At 58.6% G+C, this 23,476-nt stretch carries 23 protein-coding genes and 1 other RNA gene; 17 read left to right on the top strand and 7 right to left on the bottom strand.

The features are described 5' to 3' along the window. Nucleotides 1-43: 43 nt before the first annotated feature. From hisG to hisC, 3 genes are all read left to right on the top strand, one after another. Nucleotides 44-679, top strand: a complete 636-nt coding sequence (gene hisG, locus JOE39_RS14640) for an ATP phosphoribosyltransferase (protein ID WP_002555077.1) — start codon at nt 44-46, stop codon at nt 677-679. Between the two features lie 123 nt (nt 680-802). After that, entirely contained in the window at nt 803-2,149 is a 1,347-nt protein-coding gene (gene hisD, locus JOE39_RS14635) for a histidinol dehydrogenase (RefSeq protein WP_003424521.1), read from the top strand. Beyond that, complete coding sequence (hisC, locus tag JOE39_RS14630; protein WP_004416187.1) at nt 2,149-3,201, top strand: histidinol-phosphate transaminase; 1,053 nt, start codon at nt 2,149-2,151, stop codon at nt 3,199-3,201. Before hisD ends, hisC begins: the two co-directional genes overlap by 1 nt. A 1,352-nt stretch (nt 3,202-4,553) precedes the next feature. Here hisC and algW read toward each other — a convergent pair. Beyond that, nucleotides 4,554-5,714: a Do family serine endopeptidase AlgW gene (gene algW, locus JOE39_RS14625; protein WP_003340656.1), complete on the bottom strand. Its 1,161-nt coding sequence runs from the start codon at nt 5,712-5,714 to the stop codon at nt 4,554-4,556. Between the two features lie 111 nt (nt 5,715-5,825). Here algW and JOE39_RS14620 point away from each other — a divergent pair, with 111 nt between their 5' ends. The 4 genes from JOE39_RS14620 to cysN all read left to right on the top strand — a co-directional run bounded on the left by JOE39_RS14620 (nt 5,826) and on the right by cysN (nt 10,007). After that, a complete protein-coding gene (locus tag JOE39_RS14620) occupies nt 5,826-6,584 on the top strand; it encodes a Nif3-like dinuclear metal center hexameric protein (protein ID WP_210078602.1) in 759 nt (252 codons plus the stop codon). 153 nt (nt 6,585-6,737) lie between these two features. Then, a complete protein-coding gene (gene cysD / locus JOE39_RS14615) occupies nt 6,738-7,655 on the top strand; it encodes a sulfate adenylyltransferase subunit CysD (RefSeq protein WP_003313577.1) in 918 nt (305 codons plus the stop codon). A gap of 58 nt (nt 7,656-7,713) precedes the next feature. Further along, nucleotides 7,714-8,055 (top strand): four helix bundle protein, encoded by a 342-nt coding sequence (locus JOE39_RS14610; protein WP_003340660.1) that lies wholly within the window; start codon nt 7,714-7,716, stop codon nt 8,053-8,055. Nucleotides 8,056-8,108: 53 nt separating this feature from the next. Then, the gene (gene cysN, locus JOE39_RS14605) at nt 8,109-10,007 is read left to right on the top strand and encodes a sulfate adenylyltransferase subunit CysN (RefSeq protein WP_046236476.1); all 1,899 of its coding nucleotides are present in this window, start codon (nt 8,109-8,111) and stop codon (nt 10,005-10,007) included. Between the two features lie 113 nt (nt 10,008-10,120). On the opposite strand, the gene JOE39_RS14600 is transcribed toward cysN, so the two are convergent. Next, entirely contained in the window at nt 10,121-10,564 is a 444-nt protein-coding gene (locus JOE39_RS14600; RefSeq protein ID WP_003340664.1) for a DUF1043 family protein, read from the bottom strand. Between the two features lie 145 nt (nt 10,565-10,709). On the opposite strand from JOE39_RS14600, the gene JOE39_RS14595 reads away from it, so the two are divergent. From JOE39_RS14595 to zapE, 3 genes are all read left to right on the top strand, one after another. After that, nucleotides 10,710-11,339, top strand: a complete 630-nt coding sequence (locus JOE39_RS14595) for a thioesterase domain-containing protein (RefSeq protein WP_210078603.1) — start codon at nt 10,710-10,712, stop codon at nt 11,337-11,339. 39 nt (nt 11,340-11,378) lie between these two features. Then, the gene (locus JOE39_RS14590; protein ID WP_210078604.1) at nt 11,379-12,728 is read left to right on the top strand and encodes a tryptophan--tRNA ligase; all 1,350 of its coding nucleotides are present in this window, start codon (nt 11,379-11,381) and stop codon (nt 12,726-12,728) included. A gap of 62 nt (nt 12,729-12,790) precedes the next feature. After that, nucleotides 12,791-13,885: a cell division protein ZapE gene (gene zapE / locus JOE39_RS14585; protein ID WP_210078605.1), complete on the top strand. Its 1,095-nt coding sequence runs from the start codon at nt 12,791-12,793 to the stop codon at nt 13,883-13,885. Nucleotides 13,886-13,970: 85 nt separating this feature from the next. On the opposite strand, the gene JOE39_RS14580 is transcribed toward zapE, so the two are convergent. Further along, entirely contained in the window at nt 13,971-14,876 is a 906-nt protein-coding gene (locus tag JOE39_RS14580; protein ID WP_162488814.1) for a GlxA family transcriptional regulator, read from the bottom strand. 494 nt (nt 14,877-15,370) lie between these two features. Between JOE39_RS14580 and rplM the strand changes: the two genes are divergently transcribed. The 4 genes from rplM to JOE39_RS14560 all read left to right on the top strand — a co-directional run bounded on the left by rplM (nt 15,371) and on the right by JOE39_RS14560 (nt 17,542). Beyond that, entirely contained in the window at nt 15,371-15,799 is a 429-nt protein-coding gene (gene rplM / locus JOE39_RS14575) for a 50S ribosomal protein L13 (protein WP_002555065.1), read from the top strand. Nucleotides 15,800-15,813: 14 nt separating this feature from the next. Beyond that, nucleotides 15,814-16,206 (top strand): 30S ribosomal protein S9, encoded by a 393-nt coding sequence (gene rpsI, locus JOE39_RS14570; protein ID WP_002555064.1) that lies wholly within the window; start codon nt 15,814-15,816, stop codon nt 16,204-16,206. A 281-nt stretch (nt 16,207-16,487) separates the two neighbouring features. Further along, on the top strand, nt 16,488-17,105 hold the full coding sequence (locus JOE39_RS14565; RefSeq protein ID WP_003424513.1) for a glutathione S-transferase N-terminal domain-containing protein: 618 nt from the start codon (nt 16,488-16,490) through the stop codon (nt 17,103-17,105). Nucleotides 17,106-17,122: 17 nt separating this feature from the next. Beyond that, nucleotides 17,123-17,542, top strand: coding sequence for a ClpXP protease specificity-enhancing factor (locus JOE39_RS14560; protein WP_003313571.1), 420 nt, complete (start codon nt 17,123-17,125; stop codon nt 17,540-17,542). Between the two features lie 60 nt (nt 17,543-17,602). Here JOE39_RS14560 and JOE39_RS14555 read toward each other — a convergent pair whose 3' ends face one another. From JOE39_RS14555 to JOE39_RS14540, 4 genes are all read right to left on the bottom strand, one after another. Continuing rightward, a complete protein-coding gene (locus tag JOE39_RS14555) occupies nt 17,603-18,181 on the bottom strand; it encodes a BON domain-containing protein (RefSeq protein ID WP_003313570.1) in 579 nt (192 codons plus the stop codon). Beyond that, the gene (locus JOE39_RS14550; RefSeq protein WP_003418801.1) at nt 18,178-18,771 is read right to left on the bottom strand and encodes a phosphoheptose isomerase; all 594 of its coding nucleotides are present in this window, start codon (nt 18,769-18,771) and stop codon (nt 18,178-18,180) included. Before JOE39_RS14550 ends, JOE39_RS14555 begins: the two co-directional genes overlap by 4 nt. 162 nt (nt 18,772-18,933) lie before the next feature. After that, nucleotides 18,934-19,308, bottom strand: coding sequence for a YraN family protein (locus JOE39_RS14545; protein ID WP_183132971.1), 375 nt, complete (start codon nt 19,306-19,308; stop codon nt 18,934-18,936). Beyond that, complete coding sequence (locus JOE39_RS14540; RefSeq protein ID WP_016568903.1) at nt 19,305-21,119, bottom strand: penicillin-binding protein activator; 1,815 nt, start codon at nt 21,117-21,119, stop codon at nt 19,305-19,307. Before JOE39_RS14540 ends, JOE39_RS14545 begins: the two co-directional genes overlap by 4 nt. Nucleotides 21,120-21,399: 280 nt before the next feature. Here JOE39_RS14540 and rsmI point away from each other — a divergent pair, with 280 nt between their 5' ends. The 3 genes from rsmI (at nt 21,400) to mraZ (ending at nt 23,475) form a co-directional block, all read left to right on the top strand. Further along, complete coding sequence (gene rsmI / locus JOE39_RS14535; RefSeq protein ID WP_210078606.1) at nt 21,400-22,269, top strand: 16S rRNA (cytidine(1402)-2'-O)-methyltransferase; 870 nt, start codon at nt 21,400-21,402, stop codon at nt 22,267-22,269. A gap of 85 nt (nt 22,270-22,354) precedes the next feature. Further along, an RNA gene (gene rnpB, locus JOE39_RS14530) (RNase P RNA component class A) lies at nt 22,355-22,712 on the top strand. Nucleotides 22,713-23,019: 307 nt separating this feature from the next. Then, entirely contained in the window at nt 23,020-23,475 is a 456-nt protein-coding gene (gene mraZ, locus JOE39_RS14525; RefSeq protein WP_002555055.1) for a division/cell wall cluster transcriptional repressor MraZ, read from the top strand. Nucleotide 23,476: the final 1 nt, after the last annotated feature.

Below are 23,476 nucleotides of genomic sequence, written 5' to 3'. Positions count from 1 at the left end.
TTGCGTCGTGACAAAAGTTTCCTGATAAGGACTTACGTTTCCCATGTTGACCATCGCACTGTCCAAGGGCCGCATTCTTGACGACACTCTGCCGCTTCTCGCTGAAGCGGGCATAGTGCCGACCGAGAATCCGGACAAGAGCCGCAAGCTCATCATCCCCACGACCCAGGCCGATGTGCGCCTGCTGATCGTGCGTGCCACCGACGTGCCGACCTATGTCGAGCATGGTGCCGCCGACCTGGGTGTCGCGGGCAAGGATGTGCTGATGGAATACACCGGTCAGGGCCTGTATGAGCCGCTGGACCTGCAGATTGCCAAGTGCAAGCTGATGACCGCGGGTGCCATCGGTGCGGTCGAGCCCAAGGGTCGTCTGCGCGTGGCGACCAAGTTCGTCAACGTCGCCAAGCGTTACTACGCAGAGCAGGGCCGTCAGGTCGATATCATCAAGTTGTACGGCTCGATGGAGCTGGCACCGCTGATTGGCCTCGCAGACAAGATCATCGACGTGGTCGACACCGGGAATACCCTGCGCGCCAACGGGCTGGAGCCCCAGGAGCTGATTGCGACCATCAGCTCGCGTCTGGTGGTGAACAAGGCCTCCATGAAGATGCAGCACGCACGTATTCAGGCTCTCATCGACACCCTGCGCAAGGCAGTGGAGTCGCGACACCGTAGCTGATCCCTTCACGCAACGTTGAGTTGCGTCCAGCTATCCGTGTCATAGCCAAATTTCTCAGGTGCCTGCGCGGATAGCTTGGTAGCTTTAGGCTCCTGAGCATCCGCCAATTATTGAGGCCCCGCTATGACCACTCCCACTGCAATTCGCCGACTCGACGCTGCTGACCCGGATTTCGCACGACATCTGGATCATCTGCTGAGCTGGGAAAGTGTGTCTGACGACTCGGTCAACCAGCGCGTGCTCGACATCATCAAGGCGGTGCGTGAGCGTGGCGACGCGGCGCTGGTCGAGTTCACCCAGAAGTTCGACGGGCTGCAGGTCGCCTCGATGGCCGACCTGATCCTGCCCCGCGAGCGCCTGGAACTGGCGTTGACGCGCATTACCCCGGTTCAGCGCGAAGCCCTGGAAAAGGCCGCCGAGCGTGTGCGCAGTTACCACGAAAAGCAGAAGCAGGACTCCTGGAGCTACACCGAGGCCGACGGCACGGTGCTGGGCCAGAAGGTCACGCCGTTGGACCGTGCAGGTCTGTACGTGCCGGGTGGCAAAGCTTCCTATCCGTCTTCGGTATTGATGAACGCCATACCGGCCAAGGTGGCAGGTGTGACCGAAGTGGTCATGGTCGTGCCGACGCCGCGTGGTGAAATCAACGAACTGGTGCTGGCTGCTGCCTGCATTGCAGGTGTCGACCGGGTGTTCACCATTGGCGGGGCGCAGGCTGTTGCCGCGCTGGCTTACGGCACTGAAAGCGTGCCGAAAGTCGACAAGGTTGTTGGCCCTGGCAACATCTATGTGGCGACCGCCAAGCGTCACGTCTTCGGTCAGGTGGGGATCGATATGATCGCTGGTCCTTCCGAGATTCTGGTGGTGTGTGACGGCCAGACCGATCCTGACTGGATCGCCATGGACCTGTTCTCCCAGGCCGAGCACGACGAAGATGCCCAGGCCATTCTGGTCAGTCCGGATGCCGAATTTCTCGACAAGGTGGCGGCCAGCATCACCCGTCTGCTGCCGACCATGGAGCGGGCGGCCATCGTCGAAACGTCGATCAACGGTCGCGGCGCCCTGATAAAGGTGTCTGACATGGCCCAGGCCATCGAAGTCGCCAATCGCATCGCGCCCGAGCACCTCGAATTGTCGGTCGCCGATCCGGAAGCCTGGCTGCCGCAGATCCGCCATGCGGGTGCGATTTTCATGGGGCGCCACACCTCCGAAGCGCTGGGCGATTACTGCGCAGGTCCCAACCATGTGCTGCCGACCTCCGGCACGGCGCGTTTTTCCTCGCCGCTGGGCGTCTACGATTTCCAGAAGCGCTCGTCGATCATCTATTGCTCGCCGCAAGGTGCGTCCGAGCTGGGCAAGACAGCGTCCGTGCTGGCTCGTGGCGAGTCCCTGAGCGGCCACGCGCGCAGTGCCGAATATCGAATCACTGACCCTGACTGGAAAGCAGGCAACACAGAGGACGGCAAATAATGAGCAAATTCTGGAGCCCTTTTGTCAGCGATCTGGTGCCTTATGTGCCGGGCGAACAGCCGAAGCTGACCCGCCTGGTCAAGCTCAATACCAATGAAAACCCGTATGGCCCTTCGCCAAAGGCCATCGACGCCATGCGCGCCGCGCTGACCGACGATTTGCGCCTTTATCCGGACCCCAACAGCGATCTGCTCAAGCATGCTGTCGCCGATTACTACAAGGTGCAGCCCAATCAGGTGTTCCTGGGCAACGGCTCGGACGAGGTGCTGGCGCACATTTTTCACGCCTTGTTTCAGCACGATGCTCCGCTGCTTTTCCCGGATATCAGCTACAGCTTCTATCCGGTGTATTGCGGCCTATATGGCATCGACTATGAAACGGTCCCGCTGGATGAGCAGTTCCAGATTCGTGCCGAAGACTACGCCAGGCCGAACGCCGGGATCATCTTCCCCAACCCGAATGCGCCGACCGGTTGCCTGCTCGGTCTGGACAAGGTCGAGCAGATCATCAAGGCCAGCCCGGACTCGGTGGTGGTCGTCGATGAAGCGTATATCGATTTTGGTGGCGAGACAGCTATTACGCTGGTAGATCGTTACCCGAACCTGCTGGTCACCCAGACCCTGTCCAAGTCGCGTTCGCTGGCCGGTCTGCGCGTCGGCTTGGCGGTGGGGCATCCTGATCTGATCGAGGCGCTGGAGCGGATCAAGAACAGTTTCAACTCTTATCCGTTGGACCGCATGGCCAATGTGGGCGGGGCGGCCGCCTTCGAGGATCGCGAGCACTTCGAAACCACCCGCAACAAGGTCATCGAAAGCCGCGAGGTACTGGTCGAGCAGTTGCAGGGCAAAGGCTTTGAGGTCTTGCCATCGGCAGCCAACTTCATCTTCGCCCGCCACCCGCAGCATGATGCCGCAGCACTGGCCGCCAAACTGCGCGAGCAGGGCGTCATCGTCCGCCACTTCAAACAGCAGCGAATCGCCCAGTTCCTGCGCATCAGCATCGGCACGCCAGAGCAGCATCAAGCGTTGCTGGAAGGTCTGAGCGACATCTGAGAAGCGGATCGGTCAGCCCGAAAACGGGCTGACTCTGCGCCGTCACTCATCGCCGACCTGTGTGAGTAATCCACATGGCTCGAAAACACCCCGTACCTGTGGGAGCGAGCTTGCTCGCGAAAGGGTCTGCACAAACGCCGAAAATGCATCGACTGAAACACCGTCTTCGCGAGCAAGCTCGCTCCCACCAGGTCATCAGTGCCGCAGGGGATTCGCATGGCTCGAAACACAGCCGACCTGTGTGAGTAATCCACATGGCTTGAAGACAACCCGGACCTGTGGAGTTTTTCACATGGCTTGAAGACACCCCGGACCTGAGTGAGTGTTTCACATGGCTTGAAAAACACCACGGACCTGTGGGAGCGAGCTTGCTCGCGAAAGGGTCTGCACAAACGCCGAAAATGCATCGACTGAAACACCGCCTTCGCGAGCAAGCTCGCTCCCACCAGGTCATCAGTGCCGCAGGGCATTCGCATGGCTCGAAACACAGCTGACCTATATGAGTAATCCACATGTCTTGAAGACAACCCGGACCTGGGTGAGTGTTTCACATGGCTTGAAAAACACCACGGCCCTGTGTGAGTGTTTCACATGGCTCGAAAACACCCCCGACCTGCGGGAGTGTTTCACATGGCTCGAAAACACCCCGGACCTGTGGGAGCGAGCTTGCTCGCGAAAGGGTCTGTAGAAGCGCCGAAAATGCATCGACTGAAACACCGTCTTCGCGAGCAAGCTCGCTCCCACAAGGTCATCAGTGCCGCAGGGCATTCGCATGGCTCGAAACACAGCCGACCTGTGTTAGTAATCCACAAGGCTTGAAAACACCCCGTACCTGTGGGAGCGAGCTTGCTCGCGAAAGGGTCTGTACAAGCGCCGAAAATGCATCGACTGAAACACCGTCTTCGCGAGCAAGCTCGCTCCCACAAGGTCATCAGTGCCGCAGGGCATTCGCATGGCTCGAAACACAGCCGACCTGTGTGAGTAATCCACATGGCTTGAAGACAACCCGGACCTGTGGAGTTTTTCACATGGCTCGAAAACACCCCGTACCTGTGGGAGCGAGCTTGCTCGCGAAAGGGTCTGTACAAGCGCCGAAAATGCATCGACTGAAACACCGTCTTCGCGAGCAAGCTCGCTCCCACCAGGTCATCAGTGCCGCAGGGCATTCGCATGGCTCGAAACACAGCCGACCTGTGTGAGTAATCCACAAGGCTTGAAAACACCCCGGACCTGTGTGAGTGTTTCACATGGCTCTAAAACACCTCGCTCTCACGCCCTCCGGGCAGAAGCGTGGACACCTTTTATTCCCGGCGTCACAGATCTGCGTTGTACCGCACTTCCAGATGGCGGCGTCACTCCGGCGCGGCGACGGGTGTCGGGGCGGGCGGTGGGCGCAGGCCGACTTCGGCGCTCAGGCGCATTTCCTTGCCGTTACGCATCACGTCGATAGCAATCTTGTCCTTGGGTTTGGTGCGCGCCACCTGGTTCATCGAGCGACGACCGTCGCCGGCAGGTTCGCCATTGATGCTCAGGATCACGTCACCCAGCTGCAGCCCGGCTTTCTGCGCCGGTCCGTCGCGGAAGATGCCCGCCACGACGATGCCTGGACGATCCTTCAGCCCGAAGGATTCGGCCAGTTCCTGGGTCAGGGGTTGAACTTCGATGCCCAGCCAGCCACGAATGACCTGACCGTGCTCGATGATCGACTTCATGACATCCATGGCCAGCTTGGTCGGAATGGCGAAGCCGATGCCCTGCGAGCCGCCGGACTTGGAAAAGATCGCGGTGTTGATACCGATCAGATTGCCGCTGGCGTCGACCAGCGCGCCGCCTGAGTTACCCGGATTGATGGCCGCATCGGTCTGAATGAAGTCTTCATAAGTATTGAGGCCCAATTGATTGCGCCCGGTGGCACTGATGATGCCCATGGTCACGGTCTGGCCGACCCCGAACGGGTTGCCGATCGCCAGTGCCACGTCGCCGATGCGGATGCTGTCAGAGCGCGCGATGGTAATCGCCGGCAGGTTTTTCAGGTCGATCTTGAGCACCGCCAGGTCGGTTTCCGGGTCATTGCCGATGACCCGGGCAATGGTTTCGCGGCCGTCTTTGAGCGCGACCACGATCTGGTCCGCGCCGGTGGTGACGTGGTTGTTGGTCAGTATGTAGCCTTCGGGGCTCATCATGACGCCAGAACCCAGGCTCGATTCCATACGCTTCTGCTTGGGCGTGTTGTCGCCGAAGAAACGTCGGAACTGCGGGTCTTCGAAAAGCGGGTTGTTGCCCTTGTTGACCATCTTGGTGGTATAGAGGTTGACCACCGCAGGCGCTGCGGCAATGACCGCGTCGGCATAGGAAGACGGACCTTGCATTACGTTGGTGGTCTGTGGAGCCTGTTGCAGATTGACATCCAGACTCGGCAGGCCGACCCACTGCGGGTAGCGCTGAATAATCAGCATGGCGATAAGCACGCCAGCCAGCAATGGCCAGCCGAAAAAACGCAGTGCCTTGAACATTTAACAAGTCCTGATGGTTGCGGGCGCAGAAAGTTTTGCCACGGGTGCGCCATAATGGCGGGCATTATACGAGTACAACGCAGCTCTGAACTGCATATTTAGGAGTCTTTTATGGCTGTTGCCCTGAGCACCCTGGTCGAAGAAGCCGACCGCTATCTGAACAGTGCCCGGATTCAGGATTACTGCCCCAATGGCCTGCAGGTCGAAGGGCGCCCGCAAGTCATGCGCATCGTCAGTGGCGTGACGGCCAGTCAGGCCCTGCTGGACGCGGCAGTCGACGCTCAGGCTGATCTGGTTCTGGTCCACCACGGTTATTTCTGGAAGGGCGAAAACCCGTGTGTCGTCGGCATGAAACAGCGTCGCCTGAAAACTTTGCTCAAGCATGACATCAGCCTGCTGGCCTACCACCTGCCGCTGGATGTGCATCCCGAGGTGGGCAACAACGTGCAACTGGCGCGTCAACTGGACATCACGGTCGAATGTCCTCTGGACCCCGAAAACCCGCGCGTGGTCGGGCTGATCGGTTCGCTGTCCGAACCCATGACTGCGCGGGATTTCGCTCGTCGCGTGCAGGACGCGCTGGGGCGTGAGCCATTGCTCATCGAAGGCAGTCAGATGATTCGCCGTGTCGGCTGGTGCACGGGTGGGGGGCAGAACTACATCGATCAGGCGGTGCTTGAGGGCGTCGACCTGTTCCTCAGTGGCGAAGCGTCGGAGCAGACGTTTCATAGCGCACGAGAGAACGACATCAGCTTCATCGCCGCCGGCCATCATGCCACCGAGCGCTATGGCGTTCAGGCACTGGGCGACTACCTGGCGCGGCGCTTTGCGCTCGAGCATATCTTTATCGACTGTCCGAATCCGATTTGAGCGATCAAACAGCAGGGCATATGCATAGATCGTTTCGATCTAGTTGCGTCGCTGATTAGCGATATCACGCATGTTAAAGTGCCCGGCTCGAATACGGCCCGCTGGCCGCCCCGGGGTTTCCCGGTCCATAACGAACGCAATCCGTGAGTAGCCATGGTTGACAAACTGACGCATCTGAAACAGCTGGAGGCGGAAAGCATCCACATCATCCGCGAGGTCGCCGCCGAGTTCGATAACCCGGTGATGCTGTACTCGATCGGCAAAGATTCGGCCGTGATGCTGCACCTGGCGCGCAAGGCATTCTTCCCCGGTAAACTGCCATTCCCGGTCATGCACGTCGATACCCGCTGGAAATTCCAGGAGATGTATCGCTTTCGCGACCAGATGGTCGAGGAAATGGGCCTGGACCTGATCACCCACATCAACCCCGATGGCGTGGCGCAGGGCATCAACCCGTTCACCCATGGCAGCGCCAAACACACCGACATCATGAAGACCGAGGGCCTGAAGCAGGCGCTCGACAAGCATGGTTTCGACGCCGCCTTTGGCGGTGCCCGACGCGACGAAGAGAAGTCCCGGGCCAAGGAACGCGTCTACTCGTTCCGCGACAGCAAGCACCGCTGGGACCCGAAAAACCAGCGTCCCGAGTTATGGAACGTCTACAACGGCAACGTCAACAAAGGTGAGTCGATCCGTGTGTTCCCGCTCTCCAACTGGACCGAGCTGGATATCTGGCAGTACATCTACCTTGAAGGCATCCCGATCGTGCCGCTGTATTTCGCCGCCGAGCGCGACGTTATCGAGAAGAACGGCACGCTGATCATGATCGACGACGAGCGCATCCTCGAGCATCTCACCGATGAAGAGAAGTCGCGCATCGTCAAGAAAAAGGTCCGTTTCCGCACCCTGGGCTGCTACCCGCTGACCGGTGCCGTCGAGTCCGAAGCGACCAGCCTGACCGACATCATTCAGGAAATGTTGCTGACGCGAACTTCCGAACGCCAGGGCCGGGTCATCGACCATGACGGCGCTGGTTCGATGGAAGAAAAGAAACGTCAGGGTTATTTCTAAGGAGCAGCTTTTAGCTTCAAGCGGCAAGCTACAAGAAAATTAAAAGCAGGGGATCGAAATGGACTTCGAGAGACTCTTGGTATGGCAAAGAGCAAAGGCGCTGGCGGTCATTCTTTACAGGCAAACGGCGTCTTGCCCTGATCTGGCTTTCAGAAGCCAGATCACACGCTCTGGTTTGTCGGTACCAAGCAATATTGCTGAGGGCATGGAGCGATTCACTGCCAAGGACAAATGTCGCTTTTTGTATATTGCGAAAGCCTCGTGCGGCGAGCTGAGAACTCAGCTCATGATCGGCAGTGAAATCGGTTATATCCCTGAGGCAGTTGCAGCAGCATTGATTACTGAAACCCGCGAGCTCTCGAAAATGCTGTGCGGGCTGATCAACAAAATTTCTGAATAGCTGTACGCCGACAAGCTTGCCGCTTGAAGCTTACAGCTTGGAGCTCAACCGCTATGAGTCACCAATCTGATTTGATCAGCGAGGACATCCTCGCCTACCTGGGCCAGCACGAACGCAAGGAAATGCTGCGCTTTCTTACCTGTGGCAACGTCGATGACGGCAAGAGCACGCTGATCGGGCGTTTGCTGCACGACTCCAAGATGATCTACGAGGATCACCTGGAAGCCATCACCCGTGACTCGAAGAAGTCCGGTACCACGGGTGATGACGTCGATCTGGCGTTGCTGGTGGATGGCCTGCAGGCCGAGCGGGAGCAGGGCATCACCATCGATGTCGCTTATCGCTATTTCTCCACGGCCAAGCGCAAATTCATCATCGCCGACACCCCGGGCCACGAGCAGTACACCCGCAACATGGCCACCGGTGCGTCGACCTGTGACCTGGCGATCATTCTGGTGGACGCCCGCTACGGCGTGCAGACCCAGACCCGTCGTCACAGCTATATCGCCTCGCTGCTGGGCATCAAGCATATCGTCGTCGCCATCAACAAGATGGACCTCAACGGCTTCGATGAAAGCGTTTTCGAGTCGATCAAGGCCGATTACCTGAAGTTTGCCGAGGGCATCGCGTTCAAGCCGACCACCATGGCTTTTGTACCTATGTCGGCGCTCAAGGGCGACAACGTGGTGAACAAGAGCGAGCGTTCGCCGTGGTACACCGGCCAGTCGCTGATGGAAATTCTCGAAACGGTCGAAATCGCCAGCGACCGCAACTATGCGGACCTGCGTTTCCCGGTGCAGTACGTCAACCGTCCGAATCTGAACTTCCGTGGTTTCGCCGGTACGCTGGCCAGCGGCATCGTGCACAAGGGTGACGAGATCGTCGTGCTGCCGTCGGGCAAGAGCAGCCGTGTGAAGTCCATCGTCACCTTTGAAGGCGAGCTGGAGCAGGCGGGGCCGGGTCAGGCGGTGACGCTGACCATGGAAGACGAGATCGACATTTCCCGTGGTGACCTGCTGGTGCATGCCGACAATGTTCCGCAGGTCAGCGATGCGTTCGATGCCATGCTGGTGTGGATGGCCGAAGAACCGATGCTGCCGGGCAAGAAGTACGACATCAAGCGCGCCACCAGCTATGTGCCGGGCTCGATTGCCAGCATCACCCACCGGGTCGATGTGAACACGCTGGAGGAAGGCCCTGCCAGCTCGTTGCAGCTGAACGAGATCGGCCGCGTCAAGGTCAGCCTTGATGCGCCCATCGCGCTGGACGGCTACAGCAGCAACCGCACCACGGGTTCGTTCATCGTCATCGATCGTTTGACCAATGGCACCGTTGCGGCGGGCATGATCATCGCCAAGCCGGTTTCAGGTGGCGGCTCGCAGCACCATGGCGAACTGGCTCACGTCTCCACCGAAGAGCGCGCGCAGCGCTTCGGTCAGCAACCGGCCACCGTGTTGTTCAGCGGCCTTTCCGGCGCGGGCAAAAGCACGCTGGCCTATGCGGTCGAGCGCAAGCTGTTCGACATGGGCCGTGCGGTCTATGTACTGGACGGTCAGAACCTGCGTCATGACCTGAACAAGGGCTTGCCACAGGATCGTGCCGGTCGTAACGAGAACTGGAGCCGTGCCGCGCATGTGGCGCGTCAGTTCAACGAAGCCGGCCTGCTGACTCTGGCCGCATTCGTTGCTCCGGATGCCGAAGGGCGTGAGCGCGCCAAGGCGCTGATCGGCAAGGATCGCCTGCTCACCGTCTATGTACAGGCGTCGCCAACGGTCTGCCGCGAGCGTGATCCGCAGGGCCTGTATGCCGCTGATGGCGACAATATCCCTGGCGAGTCCTTCCCGTATGACGTGCCGCTGAATGCCGATCTGGTGATCGACACGCAGACACTCAACGTGGAAGAAAGCGTCAGGCAGGTGCTGGATCTGCTGCGCAGCCGCGGCGCGATCTGATTCATATCCCCTGGCAGGGGGCTTGCCTCCGCAAGGGATTACAGTTTCGATCCTACAAAAAAAGCCCGCCGCAGATGCTCTCTGCGGCGGGCTTTTTGTGTGGCTGCGAAAGCTTACTTCTTCAAGCCGTAATGCTCATCCAGCATGCCCGGGGAGTTGGGCGACTTGGGCGCGTAATCCTTGGGTGTTTCAGTGTCACGTGGCGGGGTCAGGCGGTCGCGATGATCGCGGTGCGCATGATTGGCCTCAGGGTGCAGGGCGGCCAGCAGGCGTTGGCGGGTCAGCTCGTCGAGAGCCAGACGGTTGGCGCCCTCGGCAAGGTGTTCCTGAACATCCTGATAGCTCTGTGAAAGCTTTTGTACCAGATTGGCCGTGCTGTTGAAGTGCGTGACTACCTCGTTCTGATAGGCGTCGAAACGCTCCTGAATGTCATCCAGCTGGCGCTGGGTGCTGTTCGGAACGGTGTTGGGCAGCAGGCGTGCCACCAGAAAACCAATGACGACACCGGCCACCAGGGCGAGCGTCGGCAACAACCAGACTAAGAGCGAGTGTTCCACGAGTCCTTCCTCTATAAACGGCTTTGCTTTACGTTAACGGCTCGAACCTGCGCTGTATACCCGCGACGTATCGTTGATATGCATGCCGCAGACAATCAGCTAGACGAGTCGACCCATTTCGAGGTCACGGAGTTCTGTTTTGCTCATGCGTGAAACCCCATTATTTATCGATGGCCCTGAAGGCCAGCTCGAAGCGCTGTATCAGGATGTCCCCGACGCCCGAGGTGTTGCACTGATCTGTCATCCTAACCCGATACAGGGCGGAACGATGCTCAATAAAGTCGTCTCGACGTTGCAGCGTACCGCACGCGATCAGGGTTTGATCACGTTGCGCTTCAATTATCGCGGCGTCGGTGCCAGTGCCGGTACCTCGGTTGCCGGGCCAGGCGAGATCGATGATGCCCAGGCTGCCGCCCAATGGCTGCGGGCGCAACATCCTGATCTGCCGATGACCCTGTTCGGATTTTCCTTTGGCGGCTACGTTGCTGCAAACCTGGGTGGCAGGCTGGAAGCGCAGGGTGAAAAGCTCACGCATCTGTTTCTGATTGCGGCTGCGGCGTCGCGCCTCGAGGACCAAAGCGTACTGCCCAAGGCTTGCCCGCTGACGATCATTCAGCCGGAGAACGACGAAGTGATCGACCCTGAGACGGTCTATGCATGGTCCGCCGCGTTGCAACGTCCCCATGGGCTGCTGAAAGTGGCAGAATGCGGACACTTTTTTCACGGCAAGCTGACTGATCTGAAAGATCTGCTCCTGCCGCGACTTTCCAGCTGATTGCAGCCCGTATTGCATCCTATTGATAAGCGACCTGCCATGACCACTCGTATCCTGACCGGTATCACGACCACCGGCACTCCCCATCTGGGCAACTACGCGGGCGCCATTCGCCCGGCCATTGTCGCCAGCCGTCAGAGCGATTTCGACTCGTTCTACTTTCTGGCCGACTACCACGCGCTGATCAAATGCGATGACCCGCTGCGCATTCAGCGCTCGCGTCTGGAAATCGCCGCGACCTGGCTGGCGGCGGGGCTGGACGTCGATCGTGTGACCTTCTATCGCCAGTCGGACATCCCTGAAATCCCGGAACTGACCTGGTTGCTCACCTGCGTCGCGGCCAAGGGCCTGCTCAATCGCGCCCACGCCTACAAGGCGTCGGTGGACAAGAACGTGGAAGGTGGCGAAGACCCGGATGCAGGCATCACCATGGGACTGTACAGCTACCCGGTGCTGATGGCTGCCGACATCCTGATGTTCAATGCGCATCAGGTTCCGGTAGGGCGTGATCAGATTCAGCACGTTGAAATGGCCCGTGACATCGGTCAGCGTTTCAATCACCTGTTCGGCAATGGCAAGGAATTCTTCGTCATGCCCGAGGCACTGATCGAAGAGAGCGTGGCTACGCTGCCAGGTCTGGACGGTCGCAAGATGTCCAAGAGCTACGACAACACTATCCCGCTGTTCAGCGGTGCCAAGGACATGAAAAGCGCGATATCGCGCATCGTCACCGACTCGCGTGCCCCGGGCGAAGCGAAAGACCCGGACACTTCGCACCTGTTTACCCTGTATCAGGCTTTCTCGACGGCCGAGCAGTGCGCCGAATTCCGCTCTGACCTGTTGCAGGGCCTGGGCTGGGGTGAAGCCAAGAATCGTCTGTTCACGTTGCTGGATGCACAGCTGAGCGAACCCCGTGAAAAGTATCTGGGGCTGATCGAGCGTCCTGCCGATCTAGAAGACATCCTGCTCGCTGGCGCGCAGAAAGCCCGACGTGTCGCCACCCCATTCCTCGAGGAACTGCGCGAGGCGGTAGGCCTGCGGTCGTTCCGTACCGTGGTGCAGAACGCCGACACCGGCAAGAAAAAGGCCAGCAAGGGCGCTCGTTTCGTCAGCTTCCGTGAAGACGACGGCAGCTTCCGTTTCCGTCTGCTGGCAGCCGATGGCGAGCAGTTGCTGTTGTCGCGCAACTTTGCCGATGGCAAGGCTGCAGGCGTGGTCAGCAAGCAGTTGCAGCAGGGCGGCGAACTGGACCTGCGCAGCGAAGACGATCGCTTCACGCTGTGGCTGGACGGCGCCTGCGTGGCGGACAGTCCGATATTCGCCAACGCTGCCGCGCGCGACAGTGCCATCGAAACACTCAAGCTGGCGCTCGCTCCTCAACAGGACTGATTGCCAATCCCCGGGGTCGTCGCTACAGTGACGACCCGTTTTTGTTGCCTTGCTAACGAATTATGACGCCCCTAGAACGATATCAAGCTGATCTGAAACGCCCGGACTTCTTTCACGATGCCGCGCAGGAAAGCGCTGTGCGTCATCTGCAGCGCCTGTACGACGATCTGATCGCCGCTCACGACAGCAAGCCCGGCCTGTTCGGCAAACTGTTCGGCAAGAAAGAGCAGACGCTGGTCAAGGGGCTGTACTTCTGGGGTGGCGTAGGCCGCGGCAAGACGTATCTGGTCGATACGTTCTTCGACGCACTGCCGTTTCAGGACAAGGTCCGTACGCACTTCCACCGCTTCATGAAGCGCGTGCACGAAGAGATGAAGACCCTCAAGGGCGAGAAAAACCCGCTGACGATCATCGCCAGGCGTTTTTCCGATGAGGCGCGGGTCATCTGTTTCGACGAGTTTTTTGTCTCCGATATTACCGATGCCATGATCCTCGGCACGCTGATGGAAGAGCTGTTCAAGAACGGCGTGACGCTGGTGGCCACTTCCAACATCGTTCCGGACGGCCTGTACAAGGACGGCCTGCAGCGGGCGCGTTTCCTGCCGGCCATCGCGCTGATCAAGCAGAACACCGACATCGTCAACGTCGACAGTGGCGTCGATTACCGTCTGCGTCACCTGGAGCAGGCTGAACTGTTCCATTTCCCGCTCAACGAAGTTGCACAGGAGAGCCTGCGTAAAAGCTTCAAGGCGCTGACTCCGGATTGCGCGGAAACCATCGAAAACGATGTGTTGATGATCGAAAATCGCGAGATCCGTGCGCTGCGCACCTGTGATGATGTGGCGTGGTTCGACTTCCGTGAGTTGTGCGACGGCCCGCGCAGTCAGAACGACTACATCGAGCTGGGCAAGATCTTCCATGCCGTGCTGATCAGCGGCGTCGAGCAGATGGACGTCGCCACTGACGACATCGCCCGACGCTTCATCAACATGGTCGACGAGTTCTACGATCGCAACGTCAAGCTGATCATCTCGGCCGAGGTCGAATTGAAGGACCTGTACACCGGTGGCCGGTTGATGTTCGAGTTTCAGCGCACCCTCAGCCGTCTGCTGGAAATGCAATCCCACGAGTTCCTCTCGCGGGCGCACAAGCCCTAGTCGCAGCGGCAAGTTTCAAGCTGCAAGCCGCAAGCTAAAAGCCCAGGCTCTTGCAGCTTGCAGCTTGCAGCTTGCAGCTTGCAGCTTATAGCTTCTCCCTCTGACCCTCGAACTGTTGCCGATACTGATTGGGTGACAGCTCGGTGTGCTGGCGGAACAGCCGGGCAAAGAAGCTGGCGTCGTCGTAGCCCACTTCGTAGCTGATGGTCTTGATGCTCTTGCGCGTCCCCGACAGCAATCCCTTTGCCGTTTCGATCCGCAGCCGTTGCAGGTAATGCAGCGGCTTGTCGCCTGTGGCGGTCTGAAAGCGGCGCATGAAATTGCGAATGCTCATGCCGTGCTCACGGGCCACGTCTTCAAAGCGGAACTTGTCGGCAAAGTGCTCTTCCAGCCAGTGCTGGATCTGCAGAATGACCACGTCCTGATGAAGCTTCTGACCGCCAAAACCGATTCGCCCCGGCGAGTAGGTGCGACGCACTTCATAGAGGATGTCGCGGGCGACGGCCTGGGCGACATTGGCGCCGCAGAAGCGCTCGATCAGATAAATGTACAGATCGCAGGCCGAGGTCGTGCCGCCCGCGCAATACACGTTGTCGGCGTCGGTCAGGTGCTTTTCCTGATTGAGCAGGACCTTGGGATAGCGCTCGGCGAATGCGCTGAAAAAGCGCCAGTAGGTCGTCGCTTCCTTGCCGTCCAGCAAGCCGGCTTCGGCAAGCCAGTAGACGCCGGTGGCTTCGGCGCAGAGTACGGCACCGTTGGCGTGCTGCTCGCGCAACCACGGCAGGATCTGTGGGTAACGCTGGCAGAGGGTTTCAAAATCGTCCCAGAAGGCCGGGATGACGATGATGTCGCTCTGGCAGAGCGCGCCGTCGACCGGCAGGGTGACATCGCTGAAGCTGCTGACCGAAAGCCCGTCCGGGCTGACCAGGCGCGTTTCGAAGGCGGGTACCAGGCCATGGCCCAGTTGCTTGCTGTAGCGCAGGCTCGCCAGATGGAAGAAGTCCTTGGCCTGCATGACAGTGGAGGCAAACATCTTGTCTGTGGTCAGGATGCTTACGCGGCGCAGAAGAGTGGCGTGTTGGATCGGCATAATCGTTATTCTTATATGGGTAAATGGTCAAGCGACGGCTGGATCGTCTTATTTTTTGCCAAAACTGTCCAGCCTCGTTACGTGGGGCTCCTTGGCAGGGCTCCCATGATGGCTTTGTGCTAAGAGGGTAAATATCCGCCAATCCACGCCCCGCAGGCAATAAACAGAATGTGAACAAAAAATCCGGTTGAGGTTATTTTTACAGTCTGTATAATCCGCCAGCTCTTTGCAGTGGAAGTGATGCGCCGTCTGCCGAAGAATCTTGCCGTATAACGGACGCGCTGACCCGAGCCCCCGATAGCGTCTGTTTCCGGCTGCCTTTGACTTGTCAAAGTACGCACTATTCAGTAAGATCCGCCGTCTAATTTTCAGGGCGGCCCCTGAGGCTATAAAGAATGAAAACTTTTACTGCTAAACCGGAAACAGTTAAGCGCGACTGGTTCGTCGTCGACGCTGCTGGTCAGACCCTGGGTCGTCTGGCCACCGAAATCGCGAGCCGTCTGCGTGGCAAGCACAAACCGGAATACACTCCGCACGTTGATACTGGCGACTACATCGTCGTGATCAATGCCGAGCAGATCCGCGTTACTGGTGCCAAGACCACCGACAAGATCTACTACTCACACTCCGGTTTTCCGGGCGGGATCAAGTCGATCAACTTCGAAAAGCTGATCGCCAAAGCTCCTGAGCGCGTGATCGAGACCGCGGTCAAAGGCATGCTGCCTAAGAACCCGCTGGGTCGCGACATGTATCGTAAGCTGAAAGTCTATGCGGGCGCTGTACACCCTCATACTGCTCAGCAGCCCCAAGAACTGAAGTTTTAACGGAATAGTTCATTATGTCGGCGACTCAAAATTACGGCACTGGCCGTCGCAAGACCGCAACCGCTCGCGTTTTCCTGCGTCCGGGTACTGGTAACATCTCGATCAACAACCGCTCCCTGGATAATTTCTTCGGCCGCGAGACTGCCCGCATGGTAGTTCGTCAGCCGCTGGAACTGACCGAGACAGTTGAAAAGTTCGACATCTACGTCACCGTTATCGGTGGCGGTGTGAGTGGTCAGGCTGGCGCAATCCGCCACGGTATCACTCGCGCTCTGATGCAGTACGACGAGACACTGCGTGGCGCTCTGCGTAAAGCAGGCTTCGTGACTCGCGATGCTCGTGAAGTTGAACGTAAGAAAGTCGGTCTGCGTAAAGCGCGTAAGCGTCCGCAGTACTCGAAGCGTTAATACGCTCTTCGTTCAAAGAAAGAACGTCCATCCCCTCGCGGGGCTGGACGTTTTTTTATGGGCGTGATTTTTACGGTCAGGATGTTTTTGCGTTGCTCGTTTTACGTCGATATTGTGAAATTTATCCGCCTGTCGACGAAGATTACGGAATTTACATCGCGTAAATGAGCTATCTTGTGGCCCGCGACGAACACCTGTCCTGTTGCGTTCATTATCGGATGCGCCCTTCAAGCGCGTTCGTTCGTCTGTCCGATAAATTTTAACAAGCGAGGAGGATCGCCATGGGCGTGACCAACCGGTTGGCCTGCTACTCCGACCCCGCCGACCACTATTCTCATCGCGTACGCATTGTGCTCGCCGAGAAGGGTGTCAGCGCCGAAATCATTGAAGTGGTGGCAGGTCGTCATCCGCCGCAGCTGATTGAAGTAAATCCATACGGCAGTGTGCCGACCCTCGTTGATCGTGACCTGGCGTTGTACGAGTCGACCGTGGTGATGGAGTACCTGGATGAGCGCTATCCACATCCGCCTCTGCTGCCCGTCTATCCGGTTGCTCGTGCCAACAGTCGTTTGCTGATCCATCGTATCCAGAGAGACTGGTGCGGCCTTGTCGACCTGATTCTGGATACGCGCAGCAAAGAGCCTGCTCGTGTTCAGGCGCGCAAGGAGCTCCGTGAGAGTCTGGCCGGGGTTTCCCCGTTGTTCGCGGAAAAAGCTTTTTTCATGAGTGACGAGCTAAGTCTTGTTGACTGCTGTCTACTCCCCATACTCTGGCGTTTGCCAATTTTGGGTATTGAATTGCCGCGGCCTGCCAAGCCGTTGCTTGATTATATGGAGCGCCAATTTGCGCGTGAGGCTTTTCAGACGAGTCTGTCTGATGCCGAACGTGAAATGCGCTAAGGCTTAAGGAGCCGTTAATGAACTCCAGTCGCCCTTATCTTGTTCGTGCTCTCTATGAGTGGATCGTCGATAACGATTGCACCCCGCATGTGCTGGTTAATGCGGATTACCCGTCGGTGCAGGTCCCACAAGGATTTGCCAATGACGGGCAGATTGTCCTGAATGTTTCGCCGAGTGCCGTGCGTCATCTGCATATGGATAACGAAGCGGTGAGCTTCGAAGGCCGCTTCGGCGGTGTGCCGCACACGCTTTATGTACCTGTCGCTGCCATCCTGGGTATTTATGCCCGCGAGAACGGTCAGGGCATGGTTTTCGATCTGGAGCCTTCCATGGAAGAGGGTGAAGAAATCGAGATCGAGATCGAAGACGATACGCCTCCGCCAGACAGCGAACCGCCGCGTCCGAGTGGCAGGCCGAGTCTGAAGGTCGTGAAGTAAAAAACGGGTAATAAAAAAGGCGATCTTCGGATCGCCTTTTTCATGCCTGCCGGTTAGCCGTCAGTCGATGTACTCGAAGAGTTTGACGATCTTCTGTACGCCGGAGACGCCCTGTACCAGGTTGGTGGCGCGATTGGCTTCGTCCTGGGTTACCAGGCCCAGCAGGAACACGATGCCGTTCTCGGTCACCACCTTGATACGCGAGCCGGGGATGGATGCGTCGGCGATCATCTGGCTTTTGACCTTGGTCGTCAGCCAAGCATCGTTGTTGCGCGCCAGCAGCGATGAGGGCGCCATCACCTGCAGCTCGTTGTTGACCTTCTTGACGCGCTGAACGGCGCTGGCGGCCTGTTCGGCCATGGCCTTGAGGTCGGCACGCGGTGTCTGGCCAGCCAGCAGCACGATGCCGTTGAAGCTGGTCACGACGATGTGCGAGCCCTCTGCGAGGTCAGGGCTGGCCTTGGAGATGTTGACGGCTGCCTTGGTCTCGATCAGCGAGTCATCGATCTTGCTGCCGAAGGTGCGCGTGCCGCGATCGTCTTCGATCGGTTTTTCGCGAGTGGCCGTGATCACCGAACTGCATCCGGTGATGCTGAGGCACAGTGTCAGAACCAGTAGGCTGAGACGATTAGGGGTCATTCTTCACTCCCGAACAGTTGGCTGTCGATCAAATCGCAAAGGCAATGGATCGCCAGCAGATGGACTTCTTGTATGCGTGCCGTGACATTGGCGGGTACGCGGATCTCCACATCCTCGGGCAATAGCAGTGAGGCCATGCCGCCACCGTCGCGTCCCGTCAATGCTACGACAATCATTTCGCGATCATGTGCGGCCTGGATGGCCTGAATAATATTCGCCGAGTTGCCGCTGGTAGAAATAGCCAGCAATACATCGCCTGGCTGACCCAGCGCGCGGATCTGTTTGGAGAAGATTTCGTTGTAGCTGTAATCGTTGGCGATCGAGGTGATCGTCGAGCTGTCGGTGGTCAGTGCAATCGCCGGCAGGCTCGGCCGCTCACGTTCGAAGCGGTTGAGCAGTTCCGAGGAAAAGTGCTGTGCATCGCCAGCTGAGCCGCCGTTGCCGCACGCGAGCATCTTGCCCTCGTTGAGCAGGGCATTGACCATGACCTGACTGGCTTGCTCGATAAAGGGTGCAAGGACTTCCATCGCCTGTTGCTTGGTTTCGATGCTGGCCTGGAACAGCCGGCGAATTCGGGATTGCATGTCCATCAATGTGACCTTAATTAGAGCGTACGGCGGCGGGACGGATGCGCCGGGTTCTCCCGGGAGCTATCCGGCACACAAGGTGTGCAGCCGGCAAAACAAATAGCGAAATCGGTGAGGGCTGTAGTGTATTGCAGGTCATGACTCAAGTCGGGCCACTGCGCCAGGTCAGCTGTCAAAAGCGCTCTTGATCCAGTTCAGCGGTGCAGCCTTGCCGGGCTCGCCTTCAATGGCGATCACGTCGAAACGGCAGGGGTGATTGGCCCAGGTCGTTGCATGCTGTAGAAAAAGCTGTGCGGCGGTGACGAGTTTCCCCTGCTTGCGAAAATCGACGCTTTCCATGGCGCCACCCCATCCTGAATGGCGACGGTAGCGAACTTCGACGAATACTACTGTATCGCCGTCAAGCATGACTAGATCAAGCTCGCCGCGTTTGCATAACCAGTTTTGTTCAATCAGGCGCAGCCCCTGTTGTTGCAAAAACTGCAGGGCGAAGGCTTCGGCCTCGCGCCCTGCTTGCTGGCGGGTGCTGCGTTGCATCAAGGAGCGGTGTCCGGCAGGCGCTGGATCTTGCCGTCGACGAATTCGGCCCATGGCAACTGACGTTCGACACGGCGGCCAGGGTTTAGGCTGAGGCTGCCGGACAGCCCGTCAATGCGGCTGTCAGGCATCGCCTTGAGCTGTGCGAGGCGCGGTGCCAGGCGATAGGCGTCGATACCCATCGCATACAGGCGACCCAGGCTGCCTGCAGCCTGTGGCCATTGCGCGGTGACCTGCTGGCGCAGCGGGTCTTCGGCGTTCAGCAGCCATGGCGTTTCGCAGAAGCGCACGCCATTGAGGTCCATGTATTGCGCGTGATCGTTGCTGTTGGTGAACAGGTGCGAAGTGGCGTAGACCGGAACGTCACCTGCGTACTGAAAGACCATGGTGGGTTTGATCTGCTGCGCTTGCTGTGGGGTCGCGGCGAGGAACATGAAGTCGATGTCCTGGCGACGGCTTGGCTGAGCGGCGACTTGAGTGCCGGCCGTGCTTTGCAGGCGCTGCGCGCGGCCTTCGCTGTTGCGCAGCTGGAACAGATCGGCGACCTGCTGTGCCAGTTCTACAGGCTGATCAACGTGCTCTGCAGCGATCAGCGTGCCGCCCTTGGCCTGCCAGCTCTTGCGGAAGGCATCCAGCACGCGGTCGCCCCATTCGCCTTTCGGAACCATCGCCACGGCGCTGCGTTTGCCGTCTGCCCAGGCGCGACGTGCAACCTCGCGCGCTTCGTCTTCTGCGGCCAGGCCGAACTGATACAACTGCGCCGGGCCTTCATTGCTGGTATCGCTGTAGTTCAGCGCCAGGGTGGTGATAGGCAACTGCTGACGGCTGTTCAGCTGTTTGACGAGGTTCTTTTCCAGCGGACCGACGACCAGTTGCACACCAGCTGCCTGAGCCTGACGGTAGAACTCGTCCATCGAGGTGATTCGCGAGCTGTCGAAGACCTGGATGGCCGGAGGATTCTCGCCTGCTTGCTGAGCCTGGAAGTGCGCGGCCATGAAGCCTTCGCGCAACGCCTTGGCAACTGCGGCCAACTGACCGTCCTGCGGCAGCAGCAGGGCAATTTTGGTAATCGGCTCGCTGGTCAATGCGCGAAGCTGGGCGAGGGCGGTTGGCAGTTGCTGTGCAGCAGGGTGTTTAGGGTTCTGCGCTTTCCAGTTGTCGATGGCAGTCTGTTGCTGCTCGAGCGTGCCTGCGCCCTTGATCGAGCGAGCCAGATTCAGCCAGCCGCCCATGTCGTCGGTGGCTGTGCTCTGCAGTTGCTCGGCAGGCAGGGCGGAGACCAATGTCCAGATCGCGTCATTGTTGGCGCTGGCGTCTGCGCCTTGCAGTAGCGGGCCGGCGTAAACACGTTCATGGGCGGCTGCGAGCGCCTGACCATCGGCTTCCAGGGCGCGCGCCTTGACCATGTGAGTGCGGATCTGCTGCTCGACCGACAGTTCGCCCAAGCGTTGCATGCTTGGATGATTCAGCGCGGTCAGCGCTGCCTTGGGCTGATTGCGGCCCATCGCCAGCTCAGCGGACAGTGTGCTGGCAAAAACCTGCAAGCCGGGCTTGAGTTGATCGATTTGCACCTGTCCGAGGATTTGCGCAGCGCGTCCTGCGTCGTTCTGGCGGCTGGCCAGATCAGCAGCACTCAAGCGCAGCGTTGCGGCCTGCTCGGGTGTCTTGGCGCTGGCAGCCTGCTCGAGCAATTGCTCGATGCTGGCATCAGGGGTTCGAGGCAGCTCGCCAAGGCTGGACGAGGGCGAGCTGGCACAGGCTGCAAGGAGGGCAGCGAGGCAGAGGGCAGAGAGCAGCCGCAGACAAGCGATCATTGGTATGTTCCTGAAACTCGAGCGAATTAACGGGGGATTGTACCCAAGCGCTGGCCGGGGTGCGATGTCGAAGGTATTTAAAGCCGTGATATCAGTCGCGTTAAGGTCATCTGGCGGCCAAATCGTTCAATTCGAGAGGTGCGCCGCGTTTCTTGCTCGGGTCTGAACATGTTTTCATTCCTTTTTTGTCGGCATCCTGACGCGCGAACCGTTCCGCCGGGCCGCAGCCTGTACAATGCATTTTTTCCAAGCACCTGTTTTAACCTGCGAGGTTTGCGTTTTGACTGTTCCGGTTGTTTCGAATTCCACTCCGGGTTCGCTTTATGTAGTGGCGACTCCTATCGGCAATCTGGACGACATGAGTGTGCGGGCCTTGAAGGTGTTGCGCGACGTCGCGCTGATCGCAGCTGAAGACACGCGTCATTCCGCACGTCTGATGCAACACTTCGGCATATCGACGCCATTGGCTGCCTGTCACGAACATAACGAACGTGATGAGGGTAGTCGTTTCATCACGCGTCTGCTGGCCGGTGATGACGTCGCACTGATTTCCGATGCGGGCACGCCACTGATCTCCGATCCCGGTTATCACCTGGTGCGCCAGGCGCGTGCCGCAGGTGTGCAGGTCGTACCGGTGCCGGGTGCTTGCGCCTTGATTGCGGCTTTGTCTGCGGCCGGGCTGCCGTCGGATCGATTCATTTTCGAGGGTTTTCTGCCGGCCAAGCCTGCGGGTCGCAAGGCCAGGCTCGAGCGTGTCAAAGAAGAACCGCGCACGCTGATCTACTATGAAGCGCCGCATCGCATCCTGGAGTGTCTGCAAGATATGGAACTGGTCTTCGGTGCTGACCGTCAGGCGTTGCTGGCGCGTGAAATAACCAAAACTTTCGAAACCCTCAAGGGTCTGCCTTTGAGTGAGCTGCGGGCATTTGTCGAATCCGACAGTAATCAGCAGCGTGGCGAGTGCGTGGTGCTGGTGGCTGGCTGGACGCCGCCGGATGACGAGGACGTCATTGGTGAGGAGGCTCGGCGGGTGCTGGATCTGCTGCTTGCAGAGATGCCGCTCAAGCGTGCCGCAGCGCTGGCTGCCGAAATAACGGGTGTGCGCAAGAACCTGCTGTACCAGGTGGCGCTGGAGAAACAGAAGGAGTAACGGCCTGCTTTTGAAAGGGGTAAGGGGGACACGCATGCTATTAAAGCTTGTTCTTGATGGCGTGTGCCGCTAACCTTGTCGGCGGAGAGTCGATTGGACAGTCGCTGCCTCTTGTTGTTCCGCAACAAGGGGGGGAGGAAAGTCCGGGCTCCATAGGGCGGAGTGCCAGGTAACGCCTGGGAGGCGTGAGCCTACGGAAAGTGCCACAGAAAATAACCGCCTAAGCACTTCGGTGCCGGTAAGGGTGAAAAGGTGCGGTAAGAGCGCACCGCACGTCTGGTAACAGTTCGTGGCAAGGTAAACCCCACTCGGAGCAAGACCAAATAGGGTTCCTAGGCGTGGCCCGCGCTGGAACCGGGTAGGTTGCTAAAGGCGTCCAGTGATGGCCGTCGTAGAGGAATGACTGTTCTCGACAGAACCCGGCTTACAGATCGACTCTCCACCTTTTTTCTTCCCCTTCGTTTCAAGCAGCAAAACCCCTCCGTAATACCAAAAAAATCTTACAGCTCATAAATTACATTAACTTTGAATCGCAACGATTTGAGCTGTGTGGGATTTATCCGTCGGATCCTTCTCAGAATTACCCTTTTATCCCCAATACCTCTCCTAAATCTCCGAAATGTAAGGGTTTTCCTTAAGACCGTGCCTTGACGGTGTGGTGGCCGCGTTCCTATAGTGTGCGCAAGTGGCAGAAAGTGGCACGAAGTGGGTTTTTTTAGCGCAAAAAGCTAATATTCGGAGAATGCGCCTGTGTTCCGTGGTGCCAATGCGATCAATCTCGATGCCAAGGGCCGTCTCGCTATGCCGAGCCGGTACCGTGACGAGTTGGATTCGCGTAGCGCCGGCCAACTTATCGTGACCATCGATGCCGTTGATCCATGCCTTTGCCTTTATCCGCTTTCCGAATGGGAGCTGATAGAAGCAAAACTTCGTGATCTGGCGACGTTTCGTGAAGAGAACCGCCGTCTGCAAAGGCTTCTGATTGGTAATGCTGTCGATCTGGAACTCGACGGGAGTGGGCGTTTTCTGGTGCCGCCGCGCCTGCGCGAGTACGCCAGGCTGGATAAGCGCGTAATGCTGGTGGGCCAGCTCAACAAGTTTCAACTGTGGGACGAGGACGCCTGGAATGCTCTTGCTGATGCTGACCTGGCTGCCATTCAAAAACCTGGCGCGATGCCCGACGAATTACGTGATTTGATCCTGTGAC

It is taken from the genome of Pseudomonas sp. PvP100 (genome assembly GCF_017833055.1).
Lineage (GTDB): Bacteria > Pseudomonadota > Gammaproteobacteria > Pseudomonadales > Pseudomonadaceae > Aquipseudomonas > Aquipseudomonas syringae.
This window is presented reverse-complemented; position numbering and strand designations above follow the sequence as displayed.

Excerpts from the sequence above, each read along its gene's own strand:
- JOE39_RS14610 (WP_003340660.1), top strand. The coding sequence starts at position 7,714 with ATGGACTTCGAGAGACTCTTGGTATGGCAAAGAGCAAAGGCGCTGGCG.
- hisD (WP_003424521.1), top strand. The coding sequence starts at position 803 with ATGACCACTCCCACTGCAATTCGCCGACTCGACGCTGCTGACCCGGAT.
- JOE39_RS14590 (WP_210078604.1), top strand. The coding sequence starts at position 11,379 with ATGACCACTCGTATCCTGACCGGTATCACGACCACCGGCACTCCCCAT.
- JOE39_RS14540 (WP_016568903.1), bottom strand. The coding sequence starts at position 21,119 with ATGATCGCTTGTCTGCGGCTGCTCTCTGCCCTCTGCCTCGCTGCCCTC.
- hisG (WP_002555077.1), top strand. The coding sequence starts at position 44 with ATGTTGACCATCGCACTGTCCAAGGGCCGCATTCTTGACGACACTCTG.
- JOE39_RS14560 (WP_003313571.1), top strand. The coding sequence starts at position 17,123 with ATGAACTCCAGTCGCCCTTATCTTGTTCGTGCTCTCTATGAGTGGATC.
- cysN (WP_046236476.1), top strand. The coding sequence starts at position 8,109 with ATGAGTCACCAATCTGATTTGATCAGCGAGGACATCCTCGCCTACCTG.
- hisC (WP_004416187.1), top strand. The coding sequence starts at position 2,149 with ATGAGCAAATTCTGGAGCCCTTTTGTCAGCGATCTGGTGCCTTATGTG.
- rplM (WP_002555065.1), top strand. The coding sequence starts at position 15,371 with ATGAAAACTTTTACTGCTAAACCGGAAACAGTTAAGCGCGACTGGTTC.
- JOE39_RS14555 (WP_003313570.1), bottom strand. The coding sequence starts at position 18,181 with ATGACCCCTAATCGTCTCAGCCTACTGGTTCTGACACTGTGCCTCAGC.
- rpsI (WP_002555064.1), top strand. The coding sequence starts at position 15,814 with ATGTCGGCGACTCAAAATTACGGCACTGGCCGTCGCAAGACCGCAACC.
- zapE (WP_210078605.1), top strand. The coding sequence starts at position 12,791 with ATGACGCCCCTAGAACGATATCAAGCTGATCTGAAACGCCCGGACTTC.
- algW (WP_003340656.1), bottom strand. The coding sequence starts at position 5,714 with ATGTTCAAGGCACTGCGTTTTTTCGGCTGGCCATTGCTGGCTGGCGTG.
- JOE39_RS14620 (WP_210078602.1), top strand. The coding sequence starts at position 5,826 with ATGGCTGTTGCCCTGAGCACCCTGGTCGAAGAAGCCGACCGCTATCTG.
- JOE39_RS14565 (WP_003424513.1), top strand. The coding sequence starts at position 16,488 with ATGGGCGTGACCAACCGGTTGGCCTGCTACTCCGACCCCGCCGACCAC.
- cysD (WP_003313577.1), top strand. The coding sequence starts at position 6,738 with ATGGTTGACAAACTGACGCATCTGAAACAGCTGGAGGCGGAAAGCATC.
- JOE39_RS14595 (WP_210078603.1), top strand. The coding sequence starts at position 10,710 with ATGCGTGAAACCCCATTATTTATCGATGGCCCTGAAGGCCAGCTCGAA.
- JOE39_RS14550 (WP_003418801.1), bottom strand. The coding sequence starts at position 18,771 with ATGGACATGCAATCCCGAATTCGCCGGCTGTTCCAGGCCAGCATCGAA.